General features: G+C 67.4%; 21 protein-coding genes. 7 read left to right on the forward strand and 14 right to left on the reverse strand.

The annotated features are described in order from the left end of the window. Positions 1-14 precede the first annotated feature (14 nt). Entirely contained in the window at positions 15-1,739 is a 1,725-nt protein-coding gene (locus ACSFBM_RS17525; protein ID WP_435485474.1) for a CehA/McbA family metallohydrolase domain-containing protein, read from the reverse strand. Between the two features lie 188 nt (positions 1,740-1,927). Here ACSFBM_RS17525 and ACSFBM_RS17530 point away from each other — a divergent pair, with 188 nt between their 5' ends. After that, entirely contained in the window at positions 1,928-3,970 is a 2,043-nt protein-coding gene (locus ACSFBM_RS17530; protein WP_435485475.1) for a putative bifunctional diguanylate cyclase/phosphodiesterase, read from the forward strand. Between the two features lie 48 nt (positions 3,971-4,018). On the opposite strand, the gene ACSFBM_RS17535 is transcribed toward ACSFBM_RS17530, so the two are convergent. The 4 genes from ACSFBM_RS17535 to ACSFBM_RS17550 are packed head-to-tail and all read right to left on the reverse strand — an operon-like array spanning position 4,019 to position 8,706. Beyond that, entirely contained in the window at positions 4,019-5,245 is a 1,227-nt protein-coding gene (locus tag ACSFBM_RS17535; RefSeq protein ID WP_435485476.1) for a M20 family metallopeptidase, read from the reverse strand. A gap of 25 nt (positions 5,246-5,270) precedes the next feature. Then, the gene (gene uraD / locus ACSFBM_RS17540; RefSeq protein ID WP_435485477.1) at positions 5,271-7,058 is read right to left on the reverse strand and encodes a 2-oxo-4-hydroxy-4-carboxy-5-ureidoimidazoline decarboxylase; all 1,788 of its coding nucleotides are present in this window, start codon (positions 7,056-7,058) and stop codon (positions 5,271-5,273) included. Beyond that, positions 7,055-8,017 (reverse strand): allantoinase PuuE, encoded by a 963-nt coding sequence (gene puuE, locus ACSFBM_RS17545; protein ID WP_435485478.1) that lies wholly within the window; start codon positions 8,015-8,017, stop codon positions 7,055-7,057. Before puuE ends, uraD begins: the two co-directional genes overlap by 4 nt. A 14-nt stretch (positions 8,018-8,031) precedes the next feature. Beyond that, positions 8,032-8,706: a GntR family transcriptional regulator gene (locus tag ACSFBM_RS17550; protein ID WP_435439488.1), complete on the reverse strand. Its 675-nt coding sequence runs from the start codon at positions 8,704-8,706 to the stop codon at positions 8,032-8,034. A 92-nt stretch (positions 8,707-8,798) separates the two neighbouring features. Between ACSFBM_RS17550 and uraH the strand changes: the two genes are divergently transcribed. After that, complete coding sequence (gene uraH / locus ACSFBM_RS17555; RefSeq protein ID WP_435439489.1) at positions 8,799-9,149, forward strand: hydroxyisourate hydrolase; 351 nt, start codon at positions 8,799-8,801, stop codon at positions 9,147-9,149. 2 nt (positions 9,150-9,151) lie between these two features. Here the strand turns inward: uraH and ACSFBM_RS17560 are convergent, their stop codons facing one another. Further along, positions 9,152-9,661 (reverse strand): hypothetical protein, encoded by a 510-nt coding sequence (locus ACSFBM_RS17560; RefSeq protein ID WP_435485479.1) that lies wholly within the window; start codon positions 9,659-9,661, stop codon positions 9,152-9,154. 53 nt (positions 9,662-9,714) lie between these two features. Here ACSFBM_RS17560 and xdhC point away from each other — a divergent pair, with 53 nt between their 5' ends. From xdhC to ACSFBM_RS17580, 4 genes are all read left to right on the forward strand, one after another. After that, on the forward strand, positions 9,715-10,524 hold the full coding sequence (gene xdhC, locus ACSFBM_RS17565; RefSeq protein ID WP_435485480.1) for a xanthine dehydrogenase accessory protein XdhC: 810 nt from the start codon (positions 9,715-9,717) through the stop codon (positions 10,522-10,524). Positions 10,525-10,738: 214 nt separating this feature from the next. Then, positions 10,739-11,944, forward strand: a complete 1,206-nt coding sequence (locus tag ACSFBM_RS17570; RefSeq protein ID WP_435439492.1) for a urate hydroxylase PuuD — start codon at positions 10,739-10,741, stop codon at positions 11,942-11,944. Positions 11,945-12,012: 68 nt separating this feature from the next. Further along, positions 12,013-13,362 carry a glycerate kinase type-2 family protein gene (locus ACSFBM_RS17575; RefSeq protein WP_435485481.1) on the forward strand — a complete coding sequence of 450 codons (1,350 nt, stop codon included), beginning with the start codon at positions 12,013-12,015 and terminating at the stop codon, positions 13,360-13,362. 175 nt (positions 13,363-13,537) lie between these two features. Next, positions 13,538-14,980: an NAD-dependent succinate-semialdehyde dehydrogenase gene (locus ACSFBM_RS17580; RefSeq protein WP_435439494.1), complete on the forward strand. Its 1,443-nt coding sequence runs from the start codon at positions 13,538-13,540 to the stop codon at positions 14,978-14,980. A 26-nt stretch (positions 14,981-15,006) separates the two neighbouring features. Here the strand turns inward: ACSFBM_RS17580 and ACSFBM_RS17585 are convergent, their stop codons facing one another. The 5 genes from ACSFBM_RS17585 to ACSFBM_RS17605 form a co-directional block, all read right to left on the reverse strand. Continuing rightward, the gene (locus ACSFBM_RS17585) at positions 15,007-15,723 is read right to left on the reverse strand and encodes an MgtC/SapB family protein (RefSeq protein WP_435485482.1); all 717 of its coding nucleotides are present in this window, start codon (positions 15,721-15,723) and stop codon (positions 15,007-15,009) included. A 142-nt stretch (positions 15,724-15,865) separates the two neighbouring features. Beyond that, a complete protein-coding gene (mgtA, locus tag ACSFBM_RS17590; protein WP_435485483.1) occupies positions 15,866-18,634 on the reverse strand; it encodes a magnesium-translocating P-type ATPase in 2,769 nt (922 codons plus the stop codon). A 209-nt stretch (positions 18,635-18,843) separates the two neighbouring features. Then, on the reverse strand, positions 18,844-19,041 hold the full coding sequence (locus ACSFBM_RS17595) for a hypothetical protein (RefSeq protein ID WP_435485484.1): 198 nt from the start codon (positions 19,039-19,041) through the stop codon (positions 18,844-18,846). 370 nt (positions 19,042-19,411) lie between these two features. Further along, complete coding sequence (locus tag ACSFBM_RS17600) at positions 19,412-19,912, reverse strand: glutaredoxin domain-containing protein (protein WP_435439497.1); 501 nt, start codon at positions 19,910-19,912, stop codon at positions 19,412-19,414. Between the two features lie 101 nt (positions 19,913-20,013). Next, positions 20,014-20,535: a Slp family lipoprotein gene (locus ACSFBM_RS17605; protein ID WP_435485485.1), complete on the reverse strand. Its 522-nt coding sequence runs from the start codon at positions 20,533-20,535 to the stop codon at positions 20,014-20,016. A gap of 222 nt (positions 20,536-20,757) precedes the next feature. Here ACSFBM_RS17605 and ACSFBM_RS17610 point away from each other — a divergent pair, with 222 nt between their 5' ends. Then, positions 20,758-21,219 (forward strand): low molecular weight protein-tyrosine-phosphatase, encoded by a 462-nt coding sequence (locus ACSFBM_RS17610; protein ID WP_435485486.1) that lies wholly within the window; start codon positions 20,758-20,760, stop codon positions 21,217-21,219. A 7-nt stretch (positions 21,220-21,226) separates the two neighbouring features. Here the strand turns inward: ACSFBM_RS17610 and ACSFBM_RS17615 are convergent, their stop codons facing one another. Genes ACSFBM_RS17615 through ACSFBM_RS17625 form a run of 3 tightly spaced genes read right to left on the reverse strand, consistent with a single transcriptional unit; the run spans position 21,227 to position 23,468 of the window. After that, complete coding sequence (locus ACSFBM_RS17615; protein WP_435485487.1) at positions 21,227-21,646, reverse strand: acyl-CoA thioesterase; 420 nt, start codon at positions 21,644-21,646, stop codon at positions 21,227-21,229. Further along, positions 21,646-22,947, reverse strand: coding sequence for a TRAP transporter large permease (locus tag ACSFBM_RS17620; protein ID WP_435439504.1), 1,302 nt, complete (start codon positions 22,945-22,947; stop codon positions 21,646-21,648). Before ACSFBM_RS17620 ends, ACSFBM_RS17615 begins: the two co-directional genes overlap by 1 nt. After that, the gene (locus ACSFBM_RS17625; protein WP_435485488.1) at positions 22,944-23,468 is read right to left on the reverse strand and encodes a TRAP transporter small permease; all 525 of its coding nucleotides are present in this window, start codon (positions 23,466-23,468) and stop codon (positions 22,944-22,946) included. Before ACSFBM_RS17625 ends, ACSFBM_RS17620 begins: the two co-directional genes overlap by 4 nt. Positions 23,469-23,517: the final 49 nt, after the last annotated feature.

Raw genomic sequence — 23,517 nt, forward strand, 5'->3', positions numbered from 1 at the left:
GCGTGTGTCGTGATCTACAGCGCCGCGACCTTCACGAACACCGGATTCGAATAGAACCACAGGTCGGCGTAGTTGCGCGCGTTGATGGCATTGAAGCGCGCCACGTTGTCGGTGCCGGTGGTCTGCGCGTCGGGCAGCGGTTCGCCGGCGGCGGTTTCGTTGGGCACGTCGGTGCCCAGGTTGGTGCCCCGCAGGCGGAAGTACTGGTTGCCGCCGGCCTTCACCGTGTAGCTGATCGCGAAGTAGCCGTCGGCGTCCAGCTTCCAGTCGCTGCGCGTGAAGCGCTTGACCACCCGGGTCGACGGGTTGGTGTCGCGCGCGTAGCCCGGCGTGCCCGGCGCCTCCGGGCCGGTGACGTCGCCGGCGATCAGGTCGATGTGGTCGACCACCGGCTTCACGTTGGCATACACGCCGCTGCCGAGCTGGTACTCGAAGTTGTTGCGCTCGGGGCTCTTGAAGCGGATGGTGATCTTCAGGTCTTCGCCCGCCTTGGCCGCCACGTCCGACCCCATCTCGCCCGCGCCCTTGGCGCTTTGCACCTTGAAGTCGAGCGCGTCGATCAGGCCGCCGTTCACCGCGAAGAGCTTGCCCGAGCGCATGGCCGCGAGCAGCGACTTCGGCTCCTTGATGTCGCCCCACAGGTGGTTCCTGGCGTACTCGCCGGGCGCGTAGCCGCTGCTGAACTTGCCTTGGGACGTGGTGAAGTGGTAGTCGGAGTCGGCCACGTTCCAGATATGGCGGCCTTCGGACAGCAGCGCGTCCCAGGTGCCGCCCAGCCTGGCCACCAGGTAGTCGACGCCGCCGTAGGTGCGCGAGGGCAGGTTGGCGGGGATGTAGGCACTGGTGTAGCCGCCGCGGTCGGGCTCCATCTGGTTGCCGACCATGCCTTCGAGCGTGAACACGATGTTCGGCGCCAGGTCGTTCATTTCACGCAGCTGCGCGGCCGTGTACTTGCCCGGGTTGCGCGAGGGGTGGTTGATCTGCAGGTAGCTGCTGTCGGGGTAGTTCGCCTTGAGCCACGCGATGGCCGCGAGCGTCTCGGCGTGGGTGCTGTAGGTGGTGCCGGCCTTCGGGCCCCAGGCGGTGACGTCGTCGGCCGGGAACAGGGCGGGGTCGCGGTTGGTGAAGAGGTACTCGAACTGGCTCGCCGCCTTCAGCGCGGCCGCCGACATGGGCGCGTCGGTCAGGATGCCCACGTTGCCGTGGTCGTGCGCGGGCATGTCCCACTCGAAGGACGCGAAGATCGTCTTGTCGGCGTACTTGCCGCCGGCCTGCAGCGCCTTGATGCGCGGCACCTGGTACTTGGCCATGCCTTCGGAGAACGGGATCTGCTTGGGCAGCAGGTTGCCGTCGTTGTCGTAGGAAGACAGGCGCAGGTGGTCGGAGATGGCGGCCCAGTCGAGCCCGAACTGGTCGAAGGCCTTGGCCAGCACCTGGTCGAGCGTGGAGATCTGCTGCGTGTCGTCCGACTGCATGGTGTGGATGTGCAGGTCGCCCACGGTCCAGCGACCGGGTGGGGTCGAAGGGGTGGGGTCGACCGGCGGCGCGGGCTGTGCGGGCGTGGCGGGTGCCGCGGCGGTGGGCGTGCCTGGTGTCAAGGGAACGAAGGCGGCGCCGTTGGAGCTGCCGCCACCGCCGCAGCCGGCCAGCATCAGCGTGCCGACGGCCAGGGTGGAAAAGAGGGTGCGGCGAAACGGCAGGGCGGCAGGGAAGGAAAGAGCGCTTGAAAGATGAGACATGGCGTTTGAAAAACGATGACGCGTGCGTGAAATGCACGCGTCCAGCGGAGCCGCCGAGTCTGGATTTGCGCCGTGACGCCCATATGAAAGCGAAACGAAAGTCCGCTGTCGGGGCTTTCTATATTTGGTCGCCAAAGGCCCGAAACGAGCCGTGTGCCGGTGCGCGCTCTATAAACTGTGGCCCTTCCATGAATTCCAGCGCGCCCACTCCTTCGCTCCCTGCTTCCGTCGACGGCGGCGTGCTGTCCCGCATGGTGCGCACCGATCAACTCGTGGCGGTGCGCCGCAGCGTGCTCTCGGCCATTCCGATCAACGTGGTGCTCAGCTTCACCGCGGCGCTGGTGGCCCTCAATTCGAACCGCGCCTTTGAAGGCTTGAGCTGGCTGCTGCTGGCGCTCGTGGCAAACGGCGTGCGCAGCTACATCTGCCGCTGGGCGTTCGCGCCCTCGCCGGGCGTGGTGACCGAGAACGGCGTGGCGGTCTCGGCCGCCGGCCGCCCGGTCGAGTGGCACCTGCGGCTGGCTGCCGTCATGGCCGCGGTGTCGGGCCTCGTCTGGGCGCTCATTCCGTTGCTGTGCAGCGGCTACTCGTCGCCGCAGGCCGTGTTCTATCTGACGGTGGTGTGCGGCATCAGCGCGGGCGCGGTCACCTACGGCAGTGCCTACGCGCTCGTGCCCATCAGCTTCATCACGCCGGCACTGTTGTCGGTGGTGGGTTGCCTGGTCTATGCGGGCGGCTTCGACAACCTGGCGCTGGCCGCCATGGTGCTGCTGTACCTCGGTGCGCTGGCGCGCGGGGCGCTGCAGAGCGAGAAGTCGTTCCGCGAAGGCAGCCGCCTGAGGAACGAAGCGACCGTCCTGGCCGCGCAATTGCGCCAGGTGCATGCGCTGTCGCTCGACGCCACGCAGCAGTTGGCCTTCCGCGCCTCGCATGACACGCTCACCGCCCTGCTCAACCGCGAAGGTTTCACCGAGGCCGCCACGCTGCACATCGCCGCGCCGGACGGCCGCCAGCACGGCCTGCTGCTGCTCGACCTGGACGGTTTCAAGGCGGTGAACGATGCCTTCGGCCACAAGGCCGGCGACCGCGTGCTGCAGGACGTGGCCGGCTGGCTGCGGCGCGAAACCGCCGACATGCAGGCCATCCTCGGGCGCTGGGGCGGCGACGAGTTCGCGGTGCTCTACACGCTGCAGGGGGAGCGGGAGACGCCCACGGCCATCGCCCAGGCGCTCATTCGCTCGATTTCGTTCGCCACGGCGCACTACGGCGGCCACCTGGGCGTGAGCATCGGCATTGCAGTGACGGACGATGCCGACATCGCCGACATGATCAGTTTTGCCGACGAGGCGCTGTACGAAGCCAAGCGCACCGGGCGCAACCGCTTCCAGGTGTTCGACACGGCGCTCAACCAGCGGCTGGCCACGCGGCGGGACGTCGAGCGCGACCTGCTGCACGCCATCGAGGCGCGCGCCATCGGCGTGTGGTACCAGCCGATCATGAGCTGCGACGCCCGCGAAGTGCACAGCCTGGAAGCGCTGATGCGCTGGCATCACCCGCGCCATGGCCAGATCGCGCCCGAGGAAGTCATCTTCGCGGCCGCCAACACCGGCCTGGCCGAGCCGCTGCTGCGCCACCTGGTGGACGAGGTCTGCCGCGGCATGCGCCAGCTGGAGGCCGGGGGCTCCAGCCTGGCCGGCGTGCCGATTGCCATCAACGTGTCGCCGCGCGAAATGGCGCAGCTGGCGGTGGACGACATCGTGCTGGGCCTGCTGAAGTCGCGCGGCATCGCGCCGCGCCGGCTGCAGATCGAGATCACCGAGGAAGTGGCGCTCGACACGCACGCCACGCGCAGCCGGCTCAGCGCGCTGTCGGCCGCGGGCGTGGCCATCGTGGTGGACGACTTCGGCGTGGGCTATTCGTCGCTGGCGTCGCTGCGCAGCGAGTATGTGCGCCAGGTCAAGATCGACCGCAGCTTCATCCTGGGGCTGTCGTCGTCGCCGGGCAACGTGGTGCTGGTCGATGCCATCGTGCAGCTCGGCCGGTCGCTGAACATCCAGGTCGTGGCCGAGGGTGTGGAAACGCAGGACGAGCTCGATGCACTGCGCGCCCTGGGCTGCAAGCTGGTGCAGGGCTACCACCTGGCGCGCCCGGCCCCATTGGTCGATGTGATGGCGTGGGACGCCGCGCGGGTGCTGCTGGTATCCGCCGGCGCCAGCGCAGACGCGGCCTGAGCCTGGCGCCGACCTGCACGCAGGTCAGGTCCAGGCCAGGCGCGGCGATCAGGCCAGCAGGTCGCTCAGCGTGCGCGCAATCACCTGGGTCGCGCGGCGCAGGTCTTCGAGCACCACGCGTTCGTCGCTGCGCTTGGCGTGCGATTCGAGCACGGTGCGCGGGCCGGCGCCGTAGATCACGCCCGGAATGCCGGCTTCGCCGTACAGGCGCACGTCGGTGTACAGCGGCGTGCCCATGGCCTTGATGGGCTCGCCGAACACGTCCTGGCCGTGCTTTTGAATGGCGTCGACCAGCGGCTTGTTGCCGGCCAGCGGCTTCATCGAGTTGGCCAGCAGCAGGCGCTTGATGTCCACCGTGATGCCCGCGCTTTCGGCTGCGGCATCGGCAATCACCTGGCGGATGTTCGCTTCGACCTCGACCGGGTTTTCTTCCGGGATCATGCGGCGGTCCAGCTTGAACACCACCTTGCCCGGAACCACGTTGGTGTTGGTGCCGCCTTCGATGCGGCCCACGTTGAGGTACGGGTGCGTGATGCCCTCGACCTTCGACGTCACCTGCTGGTAGAGCGTGTTCTGCGCGTAGAGCGCATTCAGGATCTTCACCGCGCCCTGCAGCGCGTCGATGCCGGTGCTCGGAATGGCGGCGTGCGCCATCTTGCCGTGCACCGTCACCTCCATCTGCAGGCAGCCGTTGTGCGCGGTGACCACTTCGTAGCTGAAGCCCGCCGCGATCATCAGGTCGGGCTTGGTCAGCCCGTTCTTCAGCAGCCAGCCCGGGCCCAGGATGCCGCCGAACTCTTCGTCGTACGTGAAGTGCAGCTCGACACTGCCCTTGGTCGGCTTGGCCACGGCCTCGAGGGCGCGCAACGCGAAGGTGAAGCTCGCGAAGTCGCTCTTGCTCACCGCGGTGGCGCGGCCGTACAGGCTGCCGTCGGCAATCTCGCCGCCGTAGGGGTCGTGCGTCCAGCCTTCGCCCGGGGGCACCACGTCGCCGTGGGCGTTGAGCGCCACGGTGATGCCGCCGCTGCCGTACTTGCGGCGCACGATCAGGTTGGTGATCGACTCCAGGCCGTAGTCCTTCACGTCCTGCGCGGGCACGGCGTGCTTCTCGGCGTCGAGGCCGAAGTCTTTCAGCAGCTCGGCGGTGCGCTCGGCGTGCGGTGCGTTGTTGCCCGGCGGGGTGTCGGTGGGCACGCGCACCAGCTGCTGCAGAAATTGCACTTCCTCGTCGAAGTGGGCGTCGATCCAGGCGTCGAGCTTGGTGTAGTCGGTCATGGTTGTTCTTCTGTCGGTCAATCGTTCAGTGGGCGTGTTCGGCGGCGAGGTTGTCGAGCAGGAGCTGGAAGGCCTGCACCGCCAATTGGATGTCGTCGTTGGTGCTCGATTCGAGCGGGTTGTGGCTGATGCCCGAGTTGATGCCGCGCACGAACAGCATGGCCTGGGGCATCACTTCGTGCAGCTTCATGGCGTCGTGGCCGGCGCCGCTGGGCATGCGGAACAGCGGAATGCCCAGCGCGTCGACGGCCTTTTCCCAGCGCTGCTGCCAGGCGGGCGCGCTCGGCGCAGCGGCGGCGCGCATGGTCTCCTCGAGCTCGTGGCGCACGCCGCGGCGCTCGCAGATGTCCTTCAGCGCGTTGACCACGTCGGTGGCCAGCGCGTCGCGCTGCGCGTTGTTGGGCGCGCGCAGGTCCAGGCTGAACTTGCAGCGGCCCGGCACCACGTTGATGGAGCCGCTGGGCACTTCGAGCATGCCGACGGTGCCGACCGAGTCGCCGTCCTTGGCTGCGCGCTGCTCGGTGTAGAGAATGAGTTCGGCCACGGCGGCGGCCGCGTCACGGCGGCGGTCCATGGGCGTGGTGCCGGCGTGGCTGGCCATGCCGATGACCTCGCCCACGTAGCGCACGCTGCCGTTGATGGAGGTGACGATGCCCAGCGGCAGGTCGAGCTCGGTGAGCACCGGGCCCTGCTCGATGTGCACCTCGACGAAGCCGAGATAGCGCGACGGGTCGCGCTGGATCTTCGAAATGTCTTCTTCCTTCAGGCCCGCGTGGCGCATGGCCTCGCGCATGGTGACGCCGTCGGCGTCCTTCTGCTCGAGCCAGCGCGCGTCGAAGTGGCCGATGAGCGCGCCCGAGCCCAGGAAGGTGGCCTTGTAGCGCTGGCCTTCTTCTTCCGCGAAGCCCACCACCTCGAAGGCGAAGGGCAGGCGCCGGCCCTGGCGCGCGAGTTCGCGCACGCAGGCCATCGGCACGAAGATGCCCAGGCGCCCGTCGTACTTGCCGCCGTTGCGCACGGTGTCGTAGTGCGAGCCGGTGAGCAGCGTGCGCGCGCCGGGCTGCGTGGCCTCGTAGCGGCCGACCACGTTGCCGACCGCGTCGATGTGCACCGAGTCGAAACCGCACTCGCGCATCAGCGCGCTGATCTGCGCGGCGCAGGCGCGGTGCGCGTCCGTCAGGTACGTGACGGTGAGCTGGCCCTTCTCGGCATAGCCCGGGTCGGTGTGCACCGAGAGCTGTTCCTGCCAGTCCCACACGTCGTTGCCCAGCGTGAGGTCGGCGCCGAACTTGTCGTCCAGGCGAATCTCGGCAATGCGATGGATGTTGCGCAGCGCCTCGCCCAGCTCGAAGGCCGGGTGGTGATGCAGCCGCCGCGCGAAAGTGTCGATGATCTCGCGCTTGGCCAGGCCCGTGCCGCGCGGCCCGCGCACCGCCAGGATGAACGGAAAACCGAACTTCGCGTTGTAGTCGGCGTTGAGCTGCTGGATCTGCGCGAACTCCTCGGGCGTGCAGTCGGTCAGGCCGGCCTTGCTTTGTTCGTTGGTTGACTCGGCCGTGAGCGTCTTGCTGACCATGGCCTTGCCGGCGAGCTCGGGGTGGGCGCGGATCAGGCCGATCTGCTCGTCGGTGGACGCCGCCGCCAGTGCCTGCACCATCGCATGCTTGAGGTGCACGAGCGAGCGGAAGGGCCGCGCGGCCAGCGCGCGCTGGGCGATCCACGGCGAATGCTCGTAGATGCCGTCGAGCAGCGCGACCGCCGCGGCGGGCACGGCGGCGTTGAGTTGGGCAATGGTGAGAGGGGTCAGGCTCATGATGCGGCTCCGGCTTCGAAGGGGTGCGCCTGCTTCCAGTGGCGCGCGATGTCCAGGCGCCGGCAGACCCACACGCGGTCGTGCTGCGCGATGTGGTCGAGAAAGCGCTGCAGCGCGGTGATGCGCCCGGGCCGTCCGAGCAGGCGGCAGTGCATGCCGATGCTCATCATCTTCGGGCTGTCGTCACCGTTCGCATCGCCTTCGGCGTACAGCGCGTCGAAGGTGTCCTTCATGTATTGGAAGAACGGGTCGGCGTGCGAGTAGCCCTGCGGCAGCGCGAAGCGCATGTCGTTCACGTCGAGCGTGTAGGGCACGATGAGCTGCGGCACCACCGTGCCGTCGGTCTTGCGCACCTTCATCCAGAAGGGCAGGTCGTCGCCGTAGTAGTCGCTGTCGTATTCGAAGCCGCCGTAGTCGGCCACGAGGCGGCGCGTGCGCGGGCTGTCGCGCCCGGTGTACCAGCCCAGGGCGCGCTCGCCGGTGAGCCGCTCGATGGCTTCCATGCCCAGGCGCATGTGCTCGCGCTCGGTGGCTTCGTCCAGGTTCTGGTAGTGGATCCAGCGCCAGCCGTGGCAGGCGATTTCGTGGCCCAGCTCCTTGAACGCGGCGGTCAGCTCGGGGTATCGCTGCAGCGCCATGCCCACGCCGAACACGGTGAGCGGCAGGCCGCGCTTTTCGAACTCGCGCAGGATGCGCCACACGCCGGCGCGCGAGCCGTACTCGTAGATGCCTTCCATGCTGATGTGCCGGTCGGGGTAGCTTGCCGGGTTGAACATCTCGGAGAGGAACTGCTCGGAGCCCGCGTCGCCGTGCAGCGTGGCGTTTTCGCCGCCTTCCTCGTAGTTCAGCACGAACTGCACCGCAATGCGCGCGCCGCCCGGCCACTGCGCATGGGGCGGGTTGCGGCCGTAGCCGACGAGGTCGCGGGGGTAGGGCAGGGTGGTGTCGTAGGCATTCATGGGGTCGTTGCGGGTCAGGCCAGCGCGAGCGAGATGTCGTTGGTGGGAACCTTGCGGTCGAACGTGAGGTTGGCCTCCACGTGTTCCAGGTGTTCGGTCATGAGGCGCACCGCGCGCTCTTCGTCGCGGGCGGCCAGTGCCTTCACGATGTCGGCGTGTTCGTCGTTGGAATGCTCGGCCGCGCTGGTGCTCTGGTACATCAGCGTGATGAGGGCGCAGCGCGAAATGAGCTCGCCCAAGATCTGCGCCAGCACCGTGTTGCCCATGAGCTCGGCCATGCGCACGTGGAAGTCGCCGAGCAGCTCGGTGCGGCCCGAGATGTCCTCGCCCGACACGGCGGATTTTTCGAGCGCCACGTGTTCCTTCAGCGCCTTGATCTTGGCGGGCGTGACGGTGCGCACGAACTCGCGCGTCATCTCGGCCTCGAGCATGCGGCGCACCTTGAACACCTGCTTGGCCTCGTCGACCGCGGGCGCCGCCACGAAGGCGCCGCGCGCGGGCTCCAGGCGAATGAGCTTGTTCTGCGACAGCTGGAACAGGGCTTGGCGCACCAGCGTGCGCGACACACCGAAGTGGTCGGCCAGCTTCTGCTCGGCCAGCTTGGTGCCGGGCTGAAGCCGGTGCTCGACGATGGCCTTGGTCAGCGCGTCGACGATCGAACGTGTGGTGGAGGACTCCATGTTTTTCATGATAGACCCAAAGGCGGGAACTGTATACACTTTTGTCCACCGGAATATCCCGCATCCACCGAACCGACTTTCGTACTTTCAAGGAGCGCCTCATGGGCCTGAGCACCCACGTACTGGACACGATGCACGGCGGCCCCGCCGCGGGCATGGAGGTGGCGCTGTACACCACCGAGGGCGACGCCGCGACGCTGGTGAAGCGTTTCACGCTGAATGCAGACGGCCGCAGCGACGGGCCGCTGTATGACAACCACTCGCTGAAGGCCGGCACGTACCGCCTGGTGTTCGATGTGGCGAGCTACTTCAAGGCCCGCAACGTGACGCTGCCGGAGCCGAACTTCCTGAACAAGGTGTCGCTGGACTTCGGAGTGGCGCACACCGACCAGCACTACCACGTGCCCTTGCTGGTGAGCCCGTGGAGCTACTCCACCTACCGGGGCTCCTGAGGTCAGTCGCCTTGCTGCTGTCCTTCGGTCAGGGTGTCGAGCTGGAAGCGCCCGCTCTTGTCCCACAGCCAGGTGTCGGTCCAAGTGACCGCGCCGAGGCGGGTGGCGGCGGGGAAGGGCGCGGCCTGCAGCACGGCGCGCTCGATCTCGGCAATGACCTCGGGCGCATGCTGCGGCGCGCGCAGCCAGTGCATCGACACCACCTTGCCGCCCGCGTCCAGGTTCACCTGCAACGTGCCGACCGCATAAAGAATGGGCGGCAGCTGGCCGCCGTAGATGCGCGAGCGGTTGATGTCGTAGATGTGGCGTGCCGCATCGCGGCGGTACTCGCGCGCGGTGGCGGCGCTCGAAGCGCGCGGCACGCGGCCGGAGGCGGATGCGACCGGCGCGGACGCACTGCTCAGCTGGCCGGGAACGGCCCCCGGGCCGGTGCTGCCGCAGCCGGCGAGCCACAGCGCGGAAAGAACGGAAGCAGCAAGTGCAAGGCGGCGGGGGGTAAGCTGGCGATTCATCGCCGGGTTTATACCGTGAGTCTTCATGGCCCGGGCAACCGAAGGTATCGCTCATGAGTGGCGCAGTCGACCAGTTGCTCGCGCGTCTTCGCCATGAAGACGCGGTGCTGGTGCGCGTCGAGTCCACCCAGGGCTCGGCGCCGCGCGAGGCCGGCACCTGGATGGCGGTGTGGTCCGACGGCCTCACGGCCACCATCGGTGGCGGGCAGCTCGAGTTCCAGGCCACGAAGGAAGCGCGCGACCTGCTGGCCGGCACGCGCGCACCGTTCGACGGCATCCAGCGCTACCCCCTCGGCCCGAGCCTGGGGCAGTGCTGCGGCGGCGTGATGTTTCTTTCTTACCAGCGCATCACCGCATCCGATGCGCCGGCGCTGCAGCGCGAGCTGGTCGCTCAGCTCCGGCCCGTGGCGCTGTTCGGCGGCGGCCACGTGGGTGCCGCGCTGGCGCGCCTGCTGGCCGCGCTGCCGTTCGCGATGCGCTGGATCGACAGCCGCGACGGCGTGTTCCCCGACGAACTCCCCGCGCAGATCGACACCGAGCATTCCGAGCCCGTGCAGGACGCCGTCGCCGCGCTGGCACCGGGCAGCCGCGTGCTGATCATGAGCTTCAGCCATGCCGAAGACCTCGACATCGTCATCGCCTGCCTGAAGCGCCTGCGCGAGCGCAACGACCTGCCGTACATCGGCCTGATCGGCAGCAAGACGAAGTGGGCCACCTTCAGCCACCGGCTCGAGGCGCGTGGGTTCACGGCCGAAGAGTTCGCCCGCGTCACCTGCCCGATCGGCGTGCCCGGCATCACCGGCAAGGAGCCCGAGGTGATCGCCGTGGCGGTGGCGGCACAGTTGTTGCAATCGCTCGGTTGAACAGGGTTTTCCCGGCGGCGACGCTTTTAAAAACCCACCCGTCCCTTGCCAAAACTGTATACACTTTCGGTCCACAACAAGCCGCAGCGGAGCGAGGCCCATTTCATGGAGCCTGCGTTCGCGGCACTTTCTCTGCTTACAGTGCCCGCGGTGGTGAGCAGGCTGAAACCCCTTACCGGCGCCCCCACGCGCCGGCTGGGTTGAGAGAGAGCACATGGAAAGCTACTACCTCGACTGGGCGAACCTGCTGCTGCGCTGGGTCCACGTCATTACCGCCATCGCATGGATCGGCGCCTCCTTCTACTTCGTGATGCTGGACAACAGCCTCGAGAAGCCGCAGGACCAAGAATCGCTCGACAAGGGCGTGGGCGGCGAGCAATGGGCCGTGCACGGCGGCGGCTTCTACAACATGCAGAAGTACGCGCTGGCGCCCAAGAAGCTGCCGGACCACCTGCACTGGTCGTACTGGGAAAGCTACAGCACCTGGATCACCGGGTTCTCGCTGTTCACCATGTCGTACCTGTGGAACGCGAGCACCTACCTCATCGACAAGTCCAAGATGGACTGGCAACCCGGCGCCGCCATTGCCGTGGCGCTGGCCTTCTTCGTGGTGTTCTGGATGGTGTACGACGGCATCTGCCAGATCTTCGGGCGCCGCAAGAACGGCGACACCATCGTCGGCGTGCTGATCGCCCTGTTCATCGTCTTCGCGACCTGGCTGGCCTGCCAGTGGTTCGCGGGCCGCGCGGCCTTCCTGCTGGTGGGCGCCATGATGGCCACGACCATGAGCGGCAACGTGTTCTTCTGGATCATTCCCGGCCAGCGCAAGAACGTGCAGGCACTGCGCGAAGGCCGCCCGGTCGACCCGGTGCACGGCCAGCGCGGCAAGCAACGCAGCGTGCACAACACCTACTTCACGCTGCCGGTGCTGTTCGCGATGCTGAGCAACCACTACAGCTTCACCTACACGCACAAGTACAACTGGATCGTGCTGCTGCTGATCATGCTCGGCGGCGCGGCCATTCGGCAGTTCTTCGTGGTGCGCCACCGCTTCAAGCTGGGCAATGCGGGCAACCCGCTGCCTTATGCGCTGGTCGGCATCGTGGTGCTGGGCCTGACCATCGTGTGGATGAAGCCCGAGCCCGTGGCGGCGCCGGTGGCATCTGCCGCGGCACCCGCGGTGCCGTTCTCGCAGGTGCAGAAGGTGCTCGAGCAGCGCTGCTTCATGTGCCACGGCCCGGCCGTGCAGATGAAGAACGTGCGCGTCGATTCGCCCGAGCAGGTGGCCGCGCATGCGCAGGCGATCTACCAGCAGGTGGTGGTCACCAAGATCATGCCGATGAACAACGCCACGGGCATCACCGACGAAGAGCGCGCCCTCATCAGCCGCTGGTTCCAGGCCGGCGCAAAGACCAACTAGACCCGACAGAAGACCGGCAGGTGCGGGTCACGGTCCGCAGCACAATCGCCGGACTGGAGACAAAGCAGATGACCGCACCGACACCATCCTTCGGCACCGCCCCCGATGCGCGCGAGGCCCCGCGCGCTTTTCTCGAACATCTCTACCGCGTGGCGGTGGACCGCGCGCTGCCGCTGTCCACCCTGGGCGCCCACCTGCCGCCGCCGCCGGACCCGCGCAAGGGCCGCACGCTGGTGCTGGGCGCGGGCAAGGCGGGCGGTTCGATGGTGCAGGCGCTCGAAGCGCTGTGGCCGGCCGATGCGCCGCTGTCGGGGCTCGTCGTCACGCGCTACGAACACATCCCGCCGCGCCCCGAAGGCGTGCCGCAGCGCATCGAGATCGTCGAGGCCGCGCACCCGGTGCCCGACGCCGCGGGGCAGCAGGCCGCCGAGCGCATGCTGGCGCTCACGCAGGGCCTGACGGCCGACGACCTCGTGCTGTGCCTGATTTCGGGCGGCGGCTCGTCGCTGCTGGTGCTGCCGGCCGAAGGCCTGACGCTGGCCGACAAGCAGCGCATCAACAAGCAGCTGCTCGACAGCGGCGCCGGCATCGGCGAGATGAACTGCGTGCGCAAGCACCTGTCGCGCATCAAGGGCGGCCGGCTGGCCGCGGCCTGCGCGCCGGCGCGCGTGGTGACGCTGACCATCAGCGACGTGCCGGGCGACGACGCCGCCGTCATCGCCAGCGGCCCGACGGTGCCCGACGCCACCACCTGCGCCGATGCGCTCGCCATCCTCGACCGCTACGCCATCGAGGTGCCCGCGCCGGTGCGCGCCCGACTGGCAAGCGGCGAACTCGAAACGCCCAAGCCGGGCGACGCGGTGTTCGAAGGCCATGAGACGCACATGATCGCCACGCCCCAGCAGTCGCTGGAAGCGGCCGCCAAGGCCGCGCGCGAAGCCGGTGTCGAGGCGCACATCCTCAGCGACGAGATCGAAGGCGAGTCGCGCGAAGTCGGCAAGGTGCATGCCGCGCTGGCGCGCGCCGTGGCGCACCGCGGCGAGCCCTTCGCGCGCCCCTGCGTGATTCTTTCGGGCGGCGAGACCACAGTGACCATTCGAGCGCGCCAGCCCGGCCAGGCCAAGGGCCGGGGTGGGCGGGCCGGCGAGTTCTGCATGGGGCTGGCGGGCGCTCTCATGGGCCAGTCGCAGGTGTGGGCATTGGCGGCGGACACCGATGGCATCGACGGCGTGGAAGACAACGCCGGCGCCTTCGTCACGCCCGACACGCTGGTGCGCGCCACCGCGGCGGGCCGCAAGCTGTCGGACCACCTCGACCGCAACGACGCTTACGGCTATTTCGACGCCGTGGGCGACCTTTTCGTGACCGGGCCGACGCACACCAACGTCAACGACTTCCGCGCATTGCTGATCCTGTAGGCGACAGGGGGCTTGGCCCCTGCCGGGCGAGCGTCGCGAACTCGGGTTAATCTATGCACCCGGCGGCCCCGGGGCCGTCTTTGCCGCCGTTGTCGCCAGCGCGCCCTTGCCGGGTGCCGCACCGCAGACCCAGATTCCCCTTTTTTCATCCCCAGTCCTCGAAGGAAAAATTCGCATGACCGCCTCCTACACCGACACCCGCCTGCTGATCGACAACGAATGGGTCGACGCCACCGGCGGCAAGACGCTGGACGTCGTGAACCCCGCCACCGGCAAGGTCATCGGCAAGGTGGCGCATGCCAGCATCGCTGACCTCGACCGTGCCCTGGCGGCCGCCCAGCGCGGCTTCGACAAGTGGCGCAACACCCCCGCCAACGAGCGCGCTGCCGTCATGCGCCGCGCTGCCGGCCTCATCCGCGAACGCGCCGGCGACATCGCCAAGCTGCTGACGCAAGAGCAAGGCAAGCCGCTGGCCGAAGCCAAGGGCGAAACCCTGGCCGCTGCCGACATCATCGAATGGTTCGCCGACGAAGGCCGCCGCGTCTACGGCCGCATCGTGCCCTCGCGCAACCTGGCCGCGCAGCAGCTGGTGCTGAAGGAGCCGCTGGGCCCTGTCGCCGCGTTCACGCCGTGGAACTTCCCGATCAACCAGATCGTGCGCAAGCTCGGCGCCGCATTGGCCACCGGCTGCTCGTTCCTGGTGAAGGCGCCCGAAGAAACCCCGGCGTCGCCCGCCGCGCTGCTGCAGGCCTTCGTCGACGCCGGCATTCCGCCCGGCACCGTGGGCCTGGTGTTCGGCAACCCGGCTGAAATCTCGAACTACCTGATCGCCCATCCGATCATCCGCAAGGTCACCTTCACCGGTTCGACCCCGGTCGGCAAACAGCTGGCCGCACTGGCCGGCTCGCACATGAAGCGCGTGACGATGGAACTGGGCGGCCACGCACCGGTGATCGTGGCCGAAGACGCCGACGTGGCGCTGGCCGTGAAGGCCGCCGGCGCCGCCAAGTTCCGCAACGCGGGCCAGGTCTGCATTTCGCCGACCCGCTTCCTGGTGCACAACAGCCTGCGCGAAGAGTTCGCCCGCACGCTGGTCAAGTACACCGAAGGCCTGAAGCTCGGCGACGGCCTGGCCGAAGGCACGACCATCGGCCCGCTGGCCAACGCCCGCCGCCTGACGGCCATGGCCCATGTGCTGGACGACGCGCGCAAGAAGGGCGCCACCGTGGCGGCCGGCGGCGAACGCATCGGCGACACCGGCAACTTCTTCGCCCCCACCGTGCTGACCGACGTGCCGCTGGACGCCGACGTGTTCAACAACGAACCCTTCGGCCCCATCGCCGCCATCCGCGGTTTCGACACGCTCGAAGAAGCGATTGCCGAAGCCAACCGCCTGCCGTTCGGCCTGGCCGGCTATGCCTTCACCAAGTCGATCAAGAACGCGCACCTGCTGAGCCAGAAGCTCGAGCTGGGCATGCTGTGGATCAACCAGCCTGCCACCCCCTCGCCGGAAATGCCTTTCGGCGGCGTGAAGGATTCGGGCTACGGCTCGGAAGGCGGCCCGGAAGCGCTCGAGGCCTACCTGAACACCAAGGCCGTGTCGATCATGGGTGTCTGAACCGGCTCACGCTGGGTTCGGTTTACTCACTCCTCGGCGGTGGCATTCCAGAACGCCTGCTGCACGCCGTCGAGGCTTTCGAGATCTTCAATGACACGGTCGAGCTCAGTGGGCTCGACCGCTGTCGCATACAGCGTCGCACCGATCTCGGTGTCGGCCGGCCCGAACGGGTGCTGGTCGACATCGCGCACCGGGTAGTTCGCGGCCTCCAGCAACAGCAGCAACTGGTCCATCACCTCGGGCCGGGCCGCGCGTGAACAGATCACGCGCACCACGTACGTCGCTTCGCTCGCTTCCTCGCTGATCGGCTGGCGGTTGATGCGGTTCACCACGGGCCGCAGCAACGTGTTGCTGGCCAGCACGAACAGCGCCGCAATCAATGCTTCGCCGAGCAGGTCCGCGCCCGCGCAGGCGCCCACGGCCGCCGACCCCCACAACGTGGCCGCCGTGTTCAATCCCGTGACGTTGGCGCCTTCCTTCATGATCGCGCCCGCGCCCAGGAAGCCGATGCCCGACACCACGTAGGCCACCACGCGCACCGCGCCGCCGCTGCCGTCGAGCCGGTTGGCCATGTCGACGAACACCGCGGCGCCCACGGCCACCAGGGTGTTGGTGCGCAGGCCCGCAGTGCGCTGGCGGACCTGGCGCTCCAGGCCGATCAGCGAGCCGAGGATGAAGGCGGCAGACACGCTCACGAAGGTGTCCAGCAGCGAGAGCAGGTTGATGTTCTGGATGGCTTGCATCGATGGTTTCCTTGCTTGTTCTTGTGTCTTCGATGTGCGACCGCCGTCGGCGGCTCGTCCGGTATCGGGCGCCCGTCAGTTTGCGAGGCTTGGGTGTCATGTGCGTGTCACAGGACCGCCCTGAACAAAGAGCGTCACATCGTCACTGCCACCCGTACCGCCGTGCATACCACCCCTTCACAGCCTGGGTCAGCACCGCATAGCCAACGAGCATCGCAACCAGCCAGGGGAAGTACATCAGCGGCAGCGCCTCCAGCTTGAAGTAGTGCGCCAGCGGCCCCATCGGCAGCCAGATGCCCACGGCCGCAATGGCCCCGCCCATGATCAGCAGCGGCCACGCCGCGCGGCTTTGCAGGAACGGGATCTTGCGTGTGCGGATCAGGTGCACGATCAGCGTCTGTGACAGCAGACCCTCGACGAACCAGCCCGACTGGAACAGCGTCTGGTGGCCGACCGTGTTGGCCGCGAACACGTGCCACATCACCGTGAACGTGAGGATGTCGAACACAGAGCTCAGCGGCCCGAAGAACACCATGAAGCGCCCCAGGTCCGCCGGGTTCCAGCGCTGCGGCGATTTGAGGAACTCGTCGTCCACGTTGTCGAACGGGATCGCGATCTGCGACACGTCGTACAGCAGGTTCTGCACCAGCAGGTGCAGCGGCAGCATCGGCAGGAACGGAAGGAAGGCGCTGGCCACCAGCACCGAGAACACGTTGCCGAAGTTAGAGCTCGCCGTCAGCTTGATGTACTTGAGCATGTTTGCGAAGGTGCGCCGCCCCTGGATCACGCCCTGCTCCAGCACCATCAGGCTCTTCTCCAGCAGGATGATGTCGGCCGATTCCTTCGCCACGTCCACCGCGCTGTCCACCGAGATGCCGATGTCCGCCGCGCGCAATGCGGGCGCGTCGTTGATGCCGTCGCCCATGAAGCCCACCACATGGCCGTTGGCATGCAGCGCGTGCACGATGCGCTCCTTGTGTGCGGGCGTGAGCTTGGCGAACACCTGGTGCGCTTCGACCACCAGCGCCAGGTCGGCGTCTGCCATGTCCTCGATCTCGCGCCCGAGCACGATGCGCCCGACCTCCAGGCCCACGTCGGCGCACACCTTGCGCGTGACCAGTTCGTTGTCGCCCGTCAGCACCTTCACCGCCACGCCGTGCTCGGCCAGCGCGCGCAGCGCGGGCGCGGTCGACTCCTTCGGTGGGTCGAGAAAGGCCACGTAGCCCAGCAGCGTGAGCCCCGACTCGTCGGCCACACCGTAGGCGGGCTTTTGCGCCTCGGTCTTCAGCGCGCGGCTGGCCACGGCCACCACGCGCAGGCCCATCGCGTTGAGCTCCGACGCCACGCGGTGGATGCGCGCGAGCACTTCGGCATCGAGTGCCAGCACTTCGGCGCCGCGCTCGACCGACGTGCACACCGACAGGATCTCTTCCAGCGCGCCCTTGCAGATCAGCAGGTGCTCGCTGCCGCCGTTGGCCACCACCACCGACATGCGGCGGCGCGAGAAGTCGAAGGGCACTTCGTCGATCTTGCGGTAGGCCGTCTGCAGGCGCGTCTCGAGCTGCATCTCGGCATGGCTCAGCACCGCCTTGTCGAGCAGGTTCTTCAGCCCCGTCTGGTGAAAGCTGTTGAGGTAGGCGAACTGCAGCACATGGTCGGAGTCTTCGCCCCAGGCGTTGGTGTGGCGCTCGAGCACGATGCGGTCCTGCGTCAGCGTGCCGGTCTTGTCGGTGCACAGCACGTCCATCGCGCCGAAGTTGTGAATCGCCTCCAGCCGCTTCACGATCACCTTCTGGCGCGACATCACGACCGCACCCTTGGCCAGCGTGGCCGTCACGATCATCGGCAGCATCTCGGGCGTGAGGCCGACCGCGATCGACAGCGCGAACAGCGCCGCCTCCCACCAGTCGCCCTTGGCCACGCCGTTGATCACCAGCACCAGCGGCGCCATCACCAACATGAAGCGGATCAGCACCCAGCTCACGCGGTTGATGCCGGCCTGGAAGGCGCTGGTGCCGCGGTCGGAGGCCGTCACGCGCTGGGCCAGCGCACCGAAGAAGGTGCGGTCTCCCGTGTGCACGATGAGCGCGCTGGCCGTGCCGCTGATCACGTTGGTGCCCATGAAGAGCAGGTTCTCGCGCTCGAGCACGCCGGCGTCGTGTTCGCCGCGGTCCGCCACGAACTTCTCGACCGGCATGGCCTCGCCCGTCAGCGCCGACTGGCTGATGAACAGGTCCTTGGCGGTGAGCAGGCGGCAGTCGGCCGGGATCATGTCGCCGGCCGACAGCGCGATGACGTCGCCCGGCACCAGGTCGCGCATCGGCACCTCGACGCGCACCGTGCCGGTGTGCGTGGTGTCGAAGCCCTCGTCGCCCGCGGTACCGGGCTTCTGGCCGGGCGCGGGCCGCAGCACCGTGGAGGTGTTGCTCACCATCGCCTTGAGCCGGTCGGCCGCCTTGTTGGAGCGCGACTCCTGCAGGAAGCGCAGCACGGTCGACAGCACCACCATGCTGCCGATCACGAGCGTGGCCTTCATGTCCTCGGTGACGTACGAAACCAGTGCCAGCACCGTCAACAGCAGGTTGAACGGGTTGCGGTAGCACTGCCACAGGTGCTGCCACCAGGGCAGGGGCTGCTCGTGGCGCACCTCGTTGCTGCCGAGGCGCTTGCGCAGCACCTGGGCGTGGCCTTCGCTGAGGCCGCGCGGCGAGCTGTCGAGGCGGACCAGCATTTCGCCGGCGTCGGTGCGAGAGGCGGTGTTCAATGCCTTCGCGATGTCGGGCGGCATCTGCAGCGAGCCGCCGGCGACCGGTTTCGAGCCCAGCAGCGATTGCCAGCGCTCGAAGTGATGCAGCATGTGGCGGCTGCGCAGGAAGCTTTCGAAGAAAGACTTCAGGACGTTCTTGTTCATGGGGTTCTCCTTCGGGGCGGCCGCCGCCCGCCCGGGGAGAACCTCCGGGCGTCAACGCGCGGTGGTCAACCCCTTGCGAAGCGCGGCGGCGGGCCGCGTGGTTGCAATCGATCGAAGCGAAGGGGGCGCGCTACGGCGCCAATGAGAGGCGGGGTCCACGGTGTGCTCCTGTGCTGTGCGGATCGGGAAAGAGAGGCGCGCGAACAGGCTCAGCGGCGCGTGCCGTGGGCGGGCTGGAGAACCAGGAAGTTGCGGATGCGCCGCGTGGTCCACAGCGCTGCGGCCTGGTCCAGCGCGGCATCGACGGCCGTTGCCTCTGCCGCAGCCGCGGGCGCACCGTTCGGCACGTGTGCCGAGGCGCGAACGAGTTGTTCGTGAGGCTGACGACGAAGATGAAAGTGACGCATGGCAAGGCTCCTTCGCGTTGAAGGAACCTCGCGCACGGACGCACGCAAGCTGACTGAAAAAGTCAGTGACGAGGACGACGGAATTCGGAAGGGGAGAACCGCTTGCCGCGAAGGGCAAGAGGGTCACGCTGCGTGCACCAGGGCCACACAGCGCGGGGAAGCCTGCGCTAGAGAGCCTGGGGTGTCACGCCTGCCGAGGCACGCGTCTTGTCACTGATCCAACTGGCACTGTCCACGCACGAGGCTCCGAAATGAAGATTGTCAATTGTTGCACTGCGGCACGTGGCGAGTCAACTCTTGAGATCGTTTCCCGCGATGTGGAGAGGGGCGTTGGCGTCGCCCGCCCTGCCAACCGTTCCGTCCTCTTTCTCTACCTGCGCGCCTGGAAGACGGCGTCGTAGGCGGCAGCGGTGAAGCCAGTGACCCCTCGACCGTTCACGAATAGCTGCGGCACGCCGCTGTTGCCTCCCAGTTGGGCATAGGCCAGTTTTCCGTCCGCCGTGTCGATGTCGATCTCCCGATAGCCGATCTGCTTGGCGGCCAGGTACGACTTCGCCTGGCGGCAATAGCCGCACCACTTGGCGGAAAAAAGCACGGTGTCGCGGGGCGGTGGGGCAGAGGCCCGTGCGTTCGCCGACTTGCGCAATTGCTCGACATACGCGAGGGTTTCAGCGGACAAGGCGCTGGCCGGCAGGTTCTTGAACGTCAAGGTCTTGGCGTCGCGCGCATGCGGCGGCGGGACGTCGCTGTAGATCGTCCTTCCATCGGGGCCGGTGGATTTGTAGAGCGTCGTTGTCGTGGCGGATTCTTCGGCCGCGGACACCGCGCTCGACATCACCAGCACCGTCATGACCAGGGGAAGAAGCCGCATCTGGAGTACCTGGAGTGAGGTCGGCGCGAAGAATAGCACCGGTCAATAGCACCGGCTCTGAGGCTGTTGGGGCGGAAGATCGAGCGTCGAGCGTCGAGCCGTCAGTGCTTCAGCGGTTGGAGGTAGCCCGCGTAGCACTCTGGGCTTTTCTCGCTGCCCTGCACACAGTCCGAGTGCCTGAACAGCGCATCGATCTCGATCACGGGGACCGGCTTGCCCGCCAGAACTTGTTGCCCGGCCACGCGGCCGTCGAAGGTCACCAGACTGAACTGGGTCACGAGCGCCCGGTCGTAGGGCCCCGCGCCGCAGGCGATGAACTGCTGCGCGTCCGCGGGCCACTGCAGCACGCCGAGCGCATCGAAAGTGGCGTGCAGCAGGGTGAAGCACTGGCGCCCGCCTTCTTGTGCATCGATGGCATTGATGCCACCGCTCCAGCGCACGCGCGCGCCCTGCGTCCCGGATGCCAATGCCTGGGCCGGCGAGAGGGTGGGCGCCAGGTTTTCAGGTGTGCGCCCAGGTCGATTGGCGTCGCGATCTGCAACGCGCGTCGGCGGTTGCGCAGCTGTCTTGTCGCCATCGGAAGGCGTGGCGCAGGCCGCCAGCAGGACGGTGGCACAGAGCATGGCGGTGATGTGTCGAGCTTGATGAAGGGGCATGGGTCCATCGTAGCGTCGCGATGTGCTGTAGCCTGCGCGCAGGGCCGCTGTCCATCCAAGTGCTCAGGCATCATTCAGCGCAGCAGGAACGCATGCGCAAGCGATGGATTTTGTTGGAGCGCGGTGCATCGTTTCAGCTTGCTCCAGACCCCTGTTGAAAATCATCCAAGTCTTCTTCGCACATAAAAAATGGCAGTTTTGTTCGTCTGCACCGGCAACATCTGCCGTTCCCCCACAGCCCACACCTTGCTCATGCACAAGGCCCGAGCCGCAGGCTTCGCCATCGAAGTCGACAGCGCCGCCATCTCCGACGAAGAGCGCGGCAACCCGCCGGACAGGCGCTCGGTGGCCGAGGCCAGGCGCCGCGGCATCGAGATGCACGCCCATGCCGCGCGTCAGGTGCGCAAGGCCGACTTCCAGCATTTCGACCTGATCATCGGCATGACGGCCCAGCACTGCGCCGCGTTGCGCAGGCTCGCGCCGGCGGGAACGGAACACAAGATCCATCTGTTCACCGAGTTCGCGCAAGGCGTCGAGGGCGATGTGCCCGACCCCTGGTACGGCGGCCAGAAAGACTTCGTCGAAGTCTTCGACCTGATCGACCTGGGCGTCGACGGCCTGCTCGCCAGGTTGCAAGCCCAGCCGCGCTGACCGGCCCCTATTCGCAGAGCGCGCGGATCGAAGGCGGAATCGCCACCGCCCGAATTCCGCCCCCTTCGCGCTTCGCCGCGAAGATGCGCACCTCTTCGCATTCGAGGATCAGGTCCTCGCCCCGCGTCACCCGGTAGGCCTGCACGAAGCTCTTGTCGCGCCACTCGGTGATGCGCACCGCAATCTGCAGCGTGTCGCCGTAGCTCGCCGTCTTCACGAAGCGCGTGTGCGTGTCCACCAGCGGCGTGCCGATCACGCCCAGCGTCTCGGTCGTCTCTTCCCAGCGCGGCACGCCGCACTCGGCAAAGAAGTGACGCGAGGCCGCATCGATCCAGCGGAAGAAGTTGGGAAACCAGACGATGCCGGCGGGGTCGCAGTCGCCGAACTCGACGCGCGCGGTGTAGGTGATTTCTTTGATACTGCTCATCAGCCCATTTTCGTCGGCAGCCACAAGGCAATGATGGGGAAGGCGATCAGGATCACCAGGCGCACGATGTCGGTCACGATGAACGGCAGCACGCCCTTGAAGATGGTGGTGAAGCTCACGTCCTTCACCACGCTCTTGATGACGAACACGTTCATGCCCACCGGCGGATGGATGAGCCCCAACTCGACCGTCATCACGATGATCACGCCGAACCAGATCGGGTCGAACCCCAGGTGCACGATCACCGGGTAGATGATGGGCACCGTGAGGATGATCATCGCCATCGCATCCATCAGGCAGCCCAGCACCAGGTACATGAGCATGATGAGCGCCAGCACGCCGTAGCGCCCGATGCCCAGGCCGGTGAGTATCTCGGTCAGCTTCTGCGGGCTTTGCGTGATGGTGAGGAAGTAGCCGAACAGCAGCGCGCCGATCAGCACGGTGAACACCGCCGCCGCCGTGCGCGTGGCCGACAGCAGCGCCTCGCGGATCTTCGGCCCGTCGAGCTTGCGCCGCACCAGCCCGAGGATGAACGCGCCGCTCGCGCCCACGCCGCCCGCCTCGGTCGGCGTGAAGAAGCCGCCGTACAGGCCGCCGATGACGAACACGAACAGCACCAGCGGCGCCCACACGTTCTTCAGGTCCTTGATGCGTTCCGGCCACGGCTTGACCTCGCCGCCGGGCAGCCAGTCGGGCCGCAGCTTGACGATGATCGCGATGGTCATCACGTACATCGCCATCGCCAGGATGCCCGGCACAATGCCCGCCATGAAGAGCTTGCCGATGTCCTGCTGCGTGAGGATGGCGTAGACCGCGAGCACGGTCGAGGGCGGAAGGATGGCGCCCAGCGTGCCGCCCGCGGCAATCACGCCGGTGGAGAACGACTGCGGATAGTTGAAGCGCCGCATCTCCGGGTACGCCACGGCCGAGAACGTGGCGGCCGTGGCCACCGACGAGCCGCAGATGGCGGCGAAACCGCCGCACGCGATGACCGTGGCCACGCCCAGGCCACCGCGCAGGTGGCCGATCATGGAGTTGGCGGCCTTGAAGAGTTCGCGGCTCACGCCGGACACCGACACCAGCGCCCCCATGAGCATGAACATCGGAATCACGCCGAAGGTGTAGTCGGTCACGGTGCGCATGGAGGTCTGGCCCACCAGCTTCAGCGCCGGGCCGGGGCCGACCAGGTAGCTGTAGCCGACCACCCCTACCAGTCCCATGGCCATGCCTACGGGCACGCGCAACAACATCAATACGAACAGGGCGACAAAGCCCAGCACTGCAACTGCATCCGGGCTCATTCGTCCGCCTTCTGTTCTGCGTGAACTTCTTCGAGTTGTTCGGGATGAAAGATCAGCCGGTACGTGCGAATGGCGATGAGCAGCACCGCGCACACATCGCCGGCCCAGGCCACGGCATAGAAGGGCCAGGTCGGAATGTTCAGGTCGTAGGTCTGCACGTTGTCGACGTAGGTGCCGCGCACCTTGTCGAACAGCATGGCGGTCTGCACCGCCACCACGAACAGCAGCACCAGCGTTGCGAAGACATCGATGACGCGCTTCATGCGCGGGCCCGCCGCGGTCCACACGAGGTCGACCGTGATGTGCCCGCCGCGGTAGCTGGTGGCCGCGATGCCCCAGAAGATCAGGATGCCCAGCAGCATGCGGCCGAAGTCGTAGGCGTCGGGGATGGAGGCGTCGAAGAACTTGCGCAGCACCACGGCCGCGAAGATGTTGAGCGCGACGATCCCCACGAAGATGGCGGCAAGCCACTCGATGGTGTTGATCGCGCGGTCCATGTAGCTGGCTGAGCGTGTCGCCATGGGTCTGCGTCTTTCGTTTGAAACGCCCCGCCCGAGGTGTCAGGCGAGG

It is taken from the genome of Variovorax pasteuri, from assembly GCF_051216435.1.
GTDB lineage: Bacteria > Pseudomonadota > Gammaproteobacteria > Burkholderiales > Burkholderiaceae_C > Variovorax.